The sequence below is a fragment of the Vibrio sp. 10N.261.46.E11 genome (genome assembly GCF_041472735.1).
Taxonomy (GTDB): domain Bacteria; phylum Pseudomonadota; class Gammaproteobacteria; order Enterobacterales; family Vibrionaceae; genus Vibrio.
Genome location: NZ_JBFRQW010000082.1, coordinates 1 through 12,323 on the forward strand (window position 1 = coordinate 1; position 12,323 = coordinate 12,323).

The following is a 12,323-nucleotide window of genomic DNA, read 5'->3' on the forward strand; positions in this document are numbered from 1 at the left end:
GGTGTTGTAGCTAAAATCTTTGCATAAGATTTGACGAACCACTAGTAAAAAGGGCATCATTTGATGCCCTTTTTCTGCGCTGAAAAAAGAGTTGAGTGTTTTGACATCAATTTTAACTCTTAGCAAAGAATTAAACGGTCTTTTTTAACTAAAATGACTGTTAGATGTGTTGTTTTGCAACGCAAAGGAATGTGCCCTGCAACAGCGGGGTTATTGTCGTCTATATTTAAGACTTATCACAGGTTGGTTTTATGAAAGCAAACGCTGAAACTCCTGATAGCTCAGGTGCAGCAGATACAATGAAGTGGGTAGTCGCTTTTGTACTGTTGGCTGCTGCTGTTGTGGGTAATTACCTGTATGGTGAATTGTCTGTTGTAATTCGCGCTGCAGGTGTAGTTGTGCTGATTGCTGCCGCACTAGGCGTTGCAGCAACGACAACTAAAGGTAAAGCTGCGATCGATTTTGCAAAAGAATCTCGTATGGAGATTCGTAAAGTTGTTTGGCCTACTCGCCAAGAAACTATGCAAACTACATTGATCGTTTTAGCTGTATGTATTGTTATGTCTCTAGTGCTTTGGGGAATTGACGGCATTATGGTCCGTTTAGTTTCTCTAGCAACTGGAGTGTAGAGGGTTCTGATTCATGAGTGAAGCTCCAAAAAAACGTTGGTATGTAGTTCAAGCCTTTTCTGGCTATGAAGGTCGTGTATCTCAATCGTTACGCGAACATATTAAAATGCACGACATGGAAGAATTCTTTGGTGACGTTTTAGTACCTACTGAAGAAGTAGTGGAAATGCGTGCAGGTCAACGCCGTAAAAGCGAACGTAAGTTCTTCCCTGGCTACGTATTAGTGCAAATGATCATGAATGATGAATCATGGCACTTAGTACGCAGCATTCCGCGTGTTATGGGCTTCATTGGTGGTACCTCTGATCGTCCTGCACCAATCACTGATAAAGAAGCTGATGCTATCTTGAACCGTCTAGAGAAAGCGAGCGAGTCTCCACGTCCTAAGACAATGTTCGAAGCGGGTGAAGTGGTTCGTGTGAACGATGGTCCATTTGCTGACTTCAACGGTACTGTTGAAGAAGTAGATTACGAGAAAAGCCGTATTAAGGTATCTGTATCGATCTTTGGTCGTGCAACACCAGTTGAGCTTGAATTTGGTCAGGTTGAAAAACTGGACTAAAACTCTGACCTTTGAGCAAGCTGTGGATAAATACTTCATAAGTTGTTCAAAATAAAAGAGTATAAAAAATCACCTTTTTAGGGTTGTTAAAGGCGCGAATTATGATTATAATTTCGCGCCTTTTTGCTTCTTCGGAAGTAAAAAAGAGTTAATTGAATTTATGGGGAGCTCGCCTTACGGCTAGCGCATGTACCCAAAATATTAGGAAATATCATGGCTAAGAAAGTTGAAGCTTATATCAAACTGCAAGTTGCAGCTGGTATGGCAAACCCAAGTCCACCGGTTGGTCCTGCTCTAGGTCAACACGGCGTGAACATCATGGAATTCTGTAAAGCGTTCAACGCAAAAACAGAGTCTGTTGAGAAAGGTCTACCTACTCCAGTAGTTATTACTGTTTACAACGACCGTTCTTTCACGTTCGTAACTAAGACTCCACCTGCTGCTGTTCTTCTTAAGAAAGCTGCTGGCGTTAAGTCTGGTTCAGGTCGTCCAAACACTGAGAAAGTTGGTACTGTAACTGACGCTCAAGTTCAGGAAATCGCAGAAACTAAAGCTGCTGATATGACTGGTGCTGACATCGAAGCAATGAAGCGTTCTATTGCTGGTACTGCTCGTTCAATGGGCCTAGTGGTAGAGGGATAAGATCATGGCTAAACTTACTAAGCGTATGCGCGTAATCCGCGACAAAGTTGACGCGACTAAAGAATACGAAATCAACGAAGCTGTTGCTCTTCTTAAAGAACTAGCTACTGCTAAATTCGTTGAGTCTGTAGATGTTGCTGTTAACCTAGGCATCGATGCTCGTAAATCTGACCAAAACGTTCGTGGCGCAACTGTGCTACCTCACGGTACTGGCCGTGACATCCGCGTTGCTGTGTTCACTCAAGGTGCAAACGCAGAAGCAGCTAAAGCAGCTGGCGCAGATATCGTTGGTATGGAAGATCTTGCTGAGCAAGTGAAAAAAGGCGAAATGAACTTCGACGTTGTTGTTGCTTCTCCAGATGCAATGCGTGTTGTTGGTCAACTAGGTACAATCCTAGGTCCACGCGGCCTTATGCCAAACCCTAAAGTTGGTACTGTAACTCCTAACGTTGCTGAAGCAGTTAAGAACGCTAAAGCTGGTCAGGTTCGTTACCGTAACGACAAGAACGGCATCATCCACACTACTATCGGTAAAGCATCTTTCGAAGCTAACCAGCTTCAAGAGAACCTAGAAGCTCTTCTAGTTGCTCTTAAGAAAGCTAAGCCTTCTTCAGCTAAGGGTACTTACCTGAAGAAAGTAAGCATCTCTACTACGATGGGTGCTGGTGTTGCTGTTGATCAAGCTAGTCTTGACACTCAAGCAAACTAATTTGCTTAGGCGCAGATTTAGTGTATACTTCTGCGCCTAATATTTGTGGTTGGGTGGTTTTAAAGCAATTTGAAATCATCTATCCCAAGACCGTAGGCGCTGTCGATTTTCATTAGATTATTGATGGCTTAATAAAACCTACGTAGGCGATGTTGTGGTTTGAAGTGGATTTATTCATTTTTAAATAACATCGTAAACGCTCATTACATTTTGTATTGAGTGCTGTAATCACAACCAGAGGTTAATCCAAATGGCTTTAAATCTTCAAGACAAAAAAGCAATTGTTGCTGAAGTCAACGAAGCTGCCAGTGGTGCACTTTCTGCAGTTGTAGCTGATTCTCGTGGCGTTGAAGTTGGCGCAATGACTTCTCTACGTAAACAAGCTCGCGAAGCGGGTGTTTACATGAAAGTTGTTCGTAACACACTAGCACGCCGTGCGGTTCAGGGTACAGACTACGAGTGTCTAGTAGACACTTTCACTGGTCCAACTCTGATCGCGTTCTCTAACGAGCACCCAGGTGCTGCAGCGCGTCTTTTCAAAGACTTCGCTAAAGAGAACAAAGATTTCGAGATCAAAGCTGCTGCATTTGAAGGCGCAGTTACTGATGCTGAAGTACTAGCGACACTACCAACTTACGACGAAGCTATCGCACGCCTAATGATGTGCATGAAAGAAGCTTCTGCTGGCAAGCTGGTTCGTACTATCGCTGCACTACGTGACCAAAAAGAAGAAGCAGCGGCTTAAGCCTTGCTTTTCACTGGTTGCAAATTAAACTTATTGTTGACTTAAAAGAGAATTGTTATGTCTATTACTAACGAGCAAATCCTAGACGCAGTTGCAGAAATGTCTGTAATGCAAGTTGTTGAGCTTATCGAAGCTATGGAAGAGAAATTCGGCGTTTCAGCTGCAGCTGCAGTTGTAGCTGGTGGCGCAGCTGGCGGCGACGCTGCTGCTGAGCAAACTGAATTTGACGTAATCCTAACTGCTGCTGGCGCTAACAAAGTACAAGTTATCAAAGCTGTACGTGGCGCAACTGGCCTAGGTCTTAAAGAAGCTAAAGGTCTTGTAGACTCAGCTCCTGCAGCGCTTAAAGAAGGCGTTGACAAAGCTGAAGCTGAAGCTCTTAAAGCACAGCTAGAAGAAGCTGGCGCTTCTGTTGAAATCAAGTAATTATTACTTGATTTCATAGCCGAAAGGCTAATGGCTGGTGGTTTATTAACCACCGGCCTTTTTGCGCTGTAGGGCTATGACGAAATTTCCGCTGTTTAACCGTCATAATCCAAGCAAAAAAACAGTCATTTTTTCGAAATGACTGTTCACTACAGTAAACAGCTGTTTGTCACCGCCCCCTCTGAAGAGTGTTTTGGGTGGTTTGGGTCACTTATCAGCGAGCTGAGGAACCCCATGGTTTACTCTTATACCGAGAAAAAGCGCATCCGTAAGGATTTTGGTACTCGTCCACAAGTTTTGGACATTCCATACCTGTTATCGATCCAGCTTGATTCTTTCGACAAATTCATCGAACAGGATCCTGAAGGTCAATACGGTCTTGAAGCTGCTTTCCGTTCTGTATTTCCAATTCAGAGCTACAACGGCAATTCTGAGCTGCAATACGTTAGCTACCGTCTTGGTGAGCCAGTTTTTGACGTTAAAGAATGTCAAATCCGCGGTGTTACTTACTCAAAGCCACTACGCGTAAAACTACGTCTAGTTATCTTTGATCGAGATGCACCAGCAGGTACTGTAAAAGACATTAAAGAACAAGAAGTCTACATGGGCGAAATTCCGCTTATGACAGACAATGGTACTTTCGTAATTAATGGTACCGAGAGGGTTATCGTATCCCAGCTGCACCGAAGCCCAGGCGTGTTCTTCGACAGTGATAAGGGTAAGACCCACTCATCAGGTAAAGTTCTTTATAACGCACGTGTAATTCCTTACCGTGGCTCATGGTTAGACTTTGAGTTCGATCCTAAGGATAACTTATTCGTACGTATCGACCGTCGTCGTAAGCTACCAGCATCGATTATCCTTCGTGCACTTGGTAAATCGACTGAAGAGATCCTAGATCTGTTCTTCGACAAAGTGAACTTCGAAGTGAAAGACCAAACTCTACTTATGGAGTTGGTTCCTGATCGTCTACGTGGTGAAACTGCGTCATTCGACATCGAAGCAAACGGCAAAACTTACGTTGAGACTGGTCGTCGTGTAACTGCTCGCCATATCCGTCAACTTGAAAAAGATGGCGTTGAGCACATCGAAGTACCAGTAGAGTACATCGTTGAAAAGATTGCTGCGAAAGATTACATCAACGAAGCAACTGGCGAGATCATCGTTGGCGCAAACCAAGAGATTAGCCTAGAAGCACTTGCTAACCTGTCTCAAGCAGGTCACAAGACTCTAGAAGTGCTGTTCACGAATGACCTAGACCATGGTCCATTCATGTCAGACACTCTACGTGCGGATAGCACAGTAGACCGCATCTCTGCATTGGTAGAAATCTACCGCATGATGCGTCCTGGCGAGCCACCAACGAAAGAAGCTGCAGAATCATTGTTCGAAAGCCTATTCTTCTCTGAAGATCGTTACGACCTATCAACTGTAGGCCGTATGAAATTCAACAGCTCTATCGAGCGTGAAGAAGAAGAAGAGCGCGGTACTCTGGATGAATCAGACATCATCGAAGTGATGAAGAAACTGATTGGTATCCGTAACGGCATTGGTGAAGTGGACGATATCGACCACCTTGGCAACCGTCGTATCCGTTCTGTAGGTGAAATGGCAGAAAACCAATTCCGTGTTGGTCTAGTTCGTGTAGAACGTGCAGTTAAAGAACGTCTAAGCCTTGGTGACCTTGATGCAATCATGCCTCAAGACCTTATCAACGCTAAGCCGATCTCTGCTGCAGTTAAAGAATTCTTTGGCTCTTCACAGCTTTCACAGTTTATGGACCAAAACAACCCATTGTCAGAAGTTACGCACAAGCGTCGTATCTCTGCTTTAGGTCCTGGTGGTCTTACTCGTGAGCGCGCAGGCTTCGAAGTACGTGACGTTCACGTAACTCACTACGGTCGTCTATGTCCGATCGAAACGCCTGAAGGTCCAAACATCGGTCTAATTAACTCGCTATCTGCATTTGCACGTTGTAACGATTACGGTTTCCTAGAAACTCCGTACCGTCGTGTAGTAGATGGTGTAGTAACAGAAGAAGTTGATTACCTGTCTGCAATCCAGGAAGGTCAATTCGTAATCGCGCAAGCAAACACCATTCTTACTGAGGAAGGTACGTTTGCAGATGAGCTAATCACAGCTCGTCAAAAAGGTGAATCTGGTCTTCACCCACGCGATCACGTTGACTATATGGACGTTGCGACAAACCAAGTAGTATCTATCGCTGCTTCGCTTATCCCGTTCCTAGAACACGATGATGCGAACCGTGCATTGATGGGTGCCAACATGCAACGTCAAGCTGTACCAACACTTAAGGCTGATAAGCCTCTAGTAGGTACCGGTATCGAACGTAACATCGCAGTTGACTCTGGTGTTACAGCGGTTGCTAAACGTGGTGGTCAAGTTCAGTCTGTAGACGCTTCTCGTATCGTAGTTAAGGTTAACGAAGATGAATTGGTACCTGGCGAAGCTGGTATCGATATCTACAACCTAACTAAGTACACGCGTTCGAACCAAAACACATGTATTAACCAACGTCCAACTGTACTTCCTGGTGAACCAGTTGCACGCGGCGATGTTCTTGCTGACGGTCCTTCAACAGACCTTGGTGAACTAGCTCTTGGCCAAAACATGCGTATCGCATTCATGCCTTGGAACGGTTACAACTTCGAAGACTCGATCTTAGTATCTGAGCGCGTAGTTCAAGAAGACCGTTTCACGACAATCCACATTCAAGAACTATCTTGTGTGGCTCGTGATACTAAGCTGGGTTCTGAAGAGATCACAGCTGATATTCCAAACGTAGGTGAGTCTGCTCTGTCTAAACTAGACGAGTCAGGTATCGTTTACATTGGTGCTGAAGTTAAGGGTGGCGACATCCTAGTTGGTAAAGTAACCCCTAAAGGTGAAACTCAACTGACTCCTGAAGAGAAGCTACTACGTGCTATCTTCGGTGAGAAAGCATCTGATGTTAAAGATACTTCTCTACGTGTACCAAACTCTGTTTCGGGTACTATCATCGATGTACAAGTCTTCACTCGCGATGGCGTAGAGAAAGACAAACGTGCACTTGAAATCGAACAGATGCAGCTTAAAGAAGCTAAGAAAGATCTAACTGAAGAGTTCCAAATTCTTGAGGGTGGCCTTCTTAACCGTGTTAAAGCTGTACTTCTGTCTGGTGGTTACTCTGAAGCTAAGCTTGATACTATCGGTCGCAAGCAATGGCTAGAGCAAGTTCTAGAAGACGATGCGCTACAGACACAGCTTGAGCAACTTGCTGAGCAGTGGGATGAGCTAAAAGCAGACTTCGATAAGAAGTTTGAAACTAAGCGTCGTAAAATCACTCAAGGTGATGATCTAGCGCCTGGCGTTCTTAAGATTGTTAAAGTTTACCTAGCGGTTAAACGTCGTATCCAGCCTGGTGATAAGATGGCCGGTCGTCACGGTAACAAAGGTGTAATCTCTAAGATTAACCCTGTTGAAGACATGCCATACGATGAGAAAGGTCAGCCTGTAGATATCGTACTTAACCCGCTGGGTGTACCATCGCGTATGAACATCGGTCAGATCCTAGAAGTTCACTTAGGTTTGGCTGCGAAAGGTATCGGTGACAAGATCAACCAAATGGTTAAGGAACAACAAGAACTGCATAAGTTCCGTGAGTTCCTACAGAAGGTTTATGATCTTGGTGATACTCGCCAGAAAGTTGATATTGCGGAACTGTCTGATGATCAAGTTCGTACACTGATTAAGAACCTACGTGGCGGTCTACCGATTGCTACTCCTGTGTTCGATGGTGCTTCTGAGACATTAATCAAAGAACTACTTAAACTGGGTGAACTGCCAGAATCTGGTCAGCTTAAACTGTTTGATGGTCGTACTGGTGATTCGTTTGAGCGTCCTGTAACTGTAGGTTACATGTACATGCTGAAACTGAACCACTTGGTTGATGACAAGATGCACGCTCGTTCAACTGGTTCTTACAGCCTAGTAACTCAGCAGCCACTTGGTGGTAAAGCTCAGTTCGGTGGTCAGCGTTTCGGTGAGATGGAAGTATGGGCACTAGAAGCATACGGTGCTGCATATACTCTACAAGAAATGCTAACAGTTAAGTCGGATGACGTTAACGGCCGTACTAAGATGTACAAGAACATCGTAGATGGTAACCATAGCATGGAACCTGGCATGCCAGAGTCATTCAACGTACTGTTGAAAGAGATTCGCTCGCTAGGTATCAACATCGAGCTAGAAGACGAAGAGTAATCCCTCTTTTTACAAAGAAGATTGGATTACTTGGTAAAGGGGGCTCACTTTAGTCGGTGAGCTCCTTTAACTCCTTACAGGAGCTGAACGTGAAAGACTTATTAAACTTTCTAAAAGCACAGCATAAGACCGAAGAATTTGATGCAATCAAAATCGGTCTATCTTCACCAGACACGATCCGTTCGTGGTCTTTTGGTGAAGTTAAAAAGCCAGAAACAATTAACTATCGTACGTTCAAACCAGAACGTGATGGTCTGTTCTGTGCGCGTATTTTTGGCCCAGTTAAAGACTACGAATGTCTTTGTGGCAAATACAAGCGCCTGAAACACCGTGGTGTTATCTGTGAGAAGTGTGGCGTTGAAGTTACACAGACTAAAGTTCGTCGTGACCGTATGGGCCACATCGAGCTTGCTTCACCAGTTGCTCACATCTGGTTCCTAAAATCACTACCGTCTCGTATCGGTCTACTAATGGATATCCCTCTGCGTGATATCGAACGTGTTCTTTACTTCGAAATGTACGTAGTAACCGAACCGGGTATGACAGATCTAGAAAAATCTCAGATGCTTACAGAAGAAGAGTATCTAGACCGTCTAGAAGAGTGGGGTGACGAATTCACAGCTAAGATGGGTGCTGAAGCGATCAAAGATCTGCTTTCAACAATGGACCTTCATCAAGAAGTGGAAGAAATGCGCGAAGAGTTGGAAACGACTAACTCTGAAACTAAGCGTAAGAAAGTTACTAAGCGCTTGAAGCTAGTTGAAGCGTTCATCGCGTCAGGCAACAAGCCTGAGTGGATGATCCTAACTGTACTTCCAGTGCTACCGCCAGATCTGCGTCCTCTAGTACCACTAGATGGCGGTCGTTTTGCGACATCTGATCTGAACGACCTTTACCGTCGTGTGATCAACCGTAACAACCGTTTGAAGCGTCTTCTAGAGCTAGCGGCTCCAGACATCATCGTACGTAACGAAAAGCGTATGCTGCAAGAGTCTGTTGATGCCCTTCTAGATAACGGTCGTCGCGGTCGTGCGATCACAGGTTCTAACAAGCGTCCTCTGAAATCTCTTGCTGATATGATCAAGGGTAAACAAGGTCGTTTCCGTCAGAACCTTCTAGGTAAACGTGTAGACTACTCTGGCCGTTCTGTAATCACAGTTGGTCCATACCTTCGTCTACATCAGTGTGGTCTTCCTAAGAAGATGGCACTGGAGCTATTTAAGCCGTTCATCTACAGCAAGCTAGAAACTCGTGGCATGGCTACGACAATCAAAGCTGCTAAGAAGATGGTAGAGCGCGAAGAAGCGATCGTTTGGGATATCCTAGACGAAGTAATCCGCGAACACCCAGTACTGCTTAACCGTGCACCTACACTTCACCGTCTAGGTATCCAAGCGTTTGAACCAGTACTAATCGAAGGTAAAGCGATTCAGCTTCACCCACTAGTGTGTGCGGCATACAACGCCGACTTCGATGGTGACCAAATGGCGGTACACGTGCCTCTAACTCTAGAAGCACAGCTTGAAGCACGTACTCTGATGATGTCGACGAATAACATTCTGTCGCCAGCGTCAGGTGATCCGATCATCGTACCTTCTCAGGACGTTGTATTGGGTCTTTACTACATGACACGTGACAAGATCAACGTGAAAGGCGAAGGTATGTACCTTGCTGGCCCTGCTGAGGCTGAAAAGGCATACCGTACTAAGACTGCTGAGCTACACGCTCGCGTTAAAGTACGTATCACCGAGACTGTAGTAGATGAAGATGGCAACAGCACGACTGAAACGAAGATGGTTGATACAACTGTCGGCCGTGCAATGCTATGGCAAATCGTTCCAGCTGGCCTACCGTACAGCATCGTTAACCAAAAGTTAGGTAAGAAGCAGATCTCTACTCTTCTTAACGAGTGTTACCGTAAGCTTGGTCTAAAAGATACAGTAGTATTTGCTGACCAAATCATGTACGCAGGTTTTGCATACGCTGCACTTTCTGGTGTTTCTGTAGGTATCGACGATATGGTTGTACCTCAAGCGAAATACGATGAAATTGAATCTGCTGAAGAAGAAGTTCGCGAAATCCAAGAGCAATTCCAATCTGGTCTTGTTACTGCGGGTGAGCGTTACAACAAAGTTATCGATATCTGGGCATCTACGAATGACCGCGTAGCGAAAGCAATGATGGATAACCTATCTTCTGAAACAGTTATCAACCGTGATGGCGAAGAAGAACAGCAAGAATCGTTCAACAGCATCTACATGATGGCCGACTCGGGCGCACGTGGTTCTGCAGCTCAGATTCGTCAGCTAGCAGGTATGCGTGGTCTGATGGCGCGTCCAGATGGTTCAATCATCGAAACGCCGATCACAGCGAACTTTAAAGAAGGTCTAAACGTCCTTCAGTACTTTATCTCAACGCACGGTGCTCGTAAGGGTCTTGCGGATACAGCACTGAAAACAGCAAACTCGGGTTACCTAACTCGTCGTCTAGTAGACGTTGCTCAAGACGTTGTAGTACACGAACATGACTGTGGCACGCATGAAGGTATCGACATGATGCCTCACATCGAAGGTGGTGACGTTAAAGTTGCACTTTCTGAGCTTGCTCTAGGTCGTGTAGTAGCTGAAGACGTTATTAAGCCTGGTACTGAAGATGTACTGATTCCACGTAATACTCTGATTGATGAGAAGTGGTGTCAAATCATGGAAGACAACTCAGTAGATAGCATGAAAGTGCGCTCTGTTGTTACCTGTGATGCAGACTTCGGTTGTTGTGCGCAGTGTTACGGTCGTGACCTAGCACGTGGTCACCTAGTGAACCAAGGTGAAGCAGTTGGTGTTATCGCTGCACAATCTATCGGTGAACCGGGTACACAGCTAACGATGCGTACGTTCCACATCGGTGGTGCGGCATCTACTGCAGCAGCAGAGAACAGCATCCAAGCTAAGACAACTGGTACTGTGAAACTTCACAATGCTAAGTTCGTAGTTAACAAAGATAAGAAACTGGTTATCACTTCTCGTGCATCTGAGATGACGATTATTGATGAATTCGGCCGTACTAAAGAGAAGCACAAACTTCCTTACGGTTCGATGCTAACCAAAGGCGACAACGCAGCAGTTACTGCTGGTGAAGTTGTAGCTAACTGGGAAGCGCATACTATGCCAATCATCACTGAAGTGGCAGGTCGTATCCAATTCGTAGATATGATCGATGGTATTACAGTTTCTCGTCAAACTGACGATCTAACGGGTCTTTCTTCAAGTGAAGTAACAGACGCAGCAGCTCGCCCAGCAGCAGGTAAAGATATGCGTCCAGCTATCAAACTTGTTGATGAGCAAGGTAACGACGTAATGATTCCTGGTACTGATATGCCAGCTCACTACTTCCTACCTGGCAAAGCGATTGTAAACATCGAAGATGGCGCTGAAGTTGGCATTGGTGACACACTATCTCGTATCCCTCAAAAATCGAGCGGAAACAAAGATATCACTGGTGGTCTACCACGCGTAGCTGACCTATTCGAAGCTCGTAAGCCTAAAGAGCCTGCGATTCTTGCTGAGCACACAGGTACTGTGTCTTTCGGTAAAGAAACGAAAGGTAAGCGTCGTCTAGTGATCACTCGTGAAGGCGGTGACGCTTACGAAGAGATGATTCCTAAGCACCGTCAATTGAACGTGTTCGAAGGTGAGAAGATTGAACGTGGTGATGTAATCGCCGACGGTCCTGAAACTCCACACGATATCCTGCGTCTACGTGGTATCCACGCAGTAACTCAGTACATCGCGAACGAAGTTCAAGAAGTTTACCGCTTACAAGGCGTAAAGATTAACGATAAGCACATCGAGACTATCGTTCGTCAAATGCTACGTAAGTGTACAATCACTCATTCTGGTGACTCTCCGTTCCTACCTGGCGAACAAGTTGAGTACCACAATGTTAAGATTGCTAACCGTAAGCTAGAAGCTGAAGGTAAAGAACTAGTACGTTTCGAACGTGATCTACTAGGTATTACTAAAGCATCTCTTGCAACTGAGTCATTCATCTCAGCTGCATCGTTCCAAGAAACGACTCGCGTACTAACAGAAGCTGCGGTTTCTGGTAAGCGTGATGACCTTCGCGGTCTGAAAGAGAACGTAATTGTTGGTCGTCTGATCCCAGCTGGTACTGGTTTCGCATACCACCAAGAGCGTCAAAAGCAACGTGAAGAAGAGCAAGAAGGTCCTTCAGCTGAGCAAGCTACTGACAATCTAGCAGCACTTCTAAACGCTGGTTTCTCTTCAGAAGAGTAAGCTCTACGAGTAGTCTCTAAGAGATAACAAAAAGGCACCTTCGGGTGTAATGCCG

At 45.2% G+C, this 12,323-nt stretch carries 8 protein-coding genes; all 8 read left to right on the plus strand.

From position 1 onward, the window contains the following. The first annotated feature begins 251 nt into the window (after window positions 1-251). The 8 genes from secE to rpoC all read left to right on the plus strand — a co-directional run bounded on the left by secE (window position 252) and on the right by rpoC (window position 12,268). The gene (gene secE / locus AB4407_RS20220) at window positions 252-629 is read left to right on the plus strand and encodes a preprotein translocase subunit SecE (RefSeq protein WP_017096511.1); all 378 of its coding nucleotides are present in this window, start codon (window positions 252-254) and stop codon (window positions 627-629) included. Window positions 630-642: 13 nt separating this feature from the next. Beyond that, complete coding sequence (gene nusG / locus AB4407_RS20225; RefSeq protein ID WP_012605006.1) at window positions 643-1,191, plus strand: transcription termination/antitermination protein NusG; 549 nt, start codon at window positions 643-645, stop codon at window positions 1,189-1,191. Between the two features lie 213 nt (window positions 1,192-1,404). After that, window positions 1,405-1,833 (plus strand): 50S ribosomal protein L11, encoded by a 429-nt coding sequence (rplK, locus tag AB4407_RS20230; protein ID WP_010435555.1) that lies wholly within the window; start codon window positions 1,405-1,407, stop codon window positions 1,831-1,833. A 4-nt stretch (window positions 1,834-1,837) separates the two neighbouring features. Next, window positions 1,838-2,542, plus strand: a complete 705-nt coding sequence (gene rplA / locus AB4407_RS20235) for a 50S ribosomal protein L1 (RefSeq protein WP_048659214.1) — start codon at window positions 1,838-1,840, stop codon at window positions 2,540-2,542. A gap of 250 nt (window positions 2,543-2,792) precedes the next feature. Beyond that, window positions 2,793-3,287 carry a 50S ribosomal protein L10 gene (rplJ, locus tag AB4407_RS20240; protein WP_017060524.1) on the plus strand — a complete coding sequence of 165 codons (495 nt, stop codon included), beginning with the start codon at window positions 2,793-2,795 and terminating at the stop codon, window positions 3,285-3,287. A 57-nt stretch (window positions 3,288-3,344) separates the two neighbouring features. Beyond that, window positions 3,345-3,713 carry a 50S ribosomal protein L7/L12 gene (gene rplL, locus AB4407_RS20245; RefSeq protein ID WP_017060525.1) on the plus strand — a complete coding sequence of 123 codons (369 nt, stop codon included), beginning with the start codon at window positions 3,345-3,347 and terminating at the stop codon, window positions 3,711-3,713. 234 nt (window positions 3,714-3,947) lie between these two features. Then, window positions 3,948-7,976: a DNA-directed RNA polymerase subunit beta gene (rpoB, locus tag AB4407_RS20250; protein ID WP_372121772.1), complete on the plus strand. Its 4,029-nt coding sequence runs from the start codon at window positions 3,948-3,950 to the stop codon at window positions 7,974-7,976. A gap of 89 nt (window positions 7,977-8,065) precedes the next feature. Then, a complete protein-coding gene (gene rpoC, locus AB4407_RS20255) occupies window positions 8,066-12,268 on the plus strand; it encodes a DNA-directed RNA polymerase subunit beta' (RefSeq protein WP_372121773.1) in 4,203 nt (1,400 codons plus the stop codon). The last annotated feature ends 55 nt before the right edge of the window (window positions 12,269-12,323 follow it).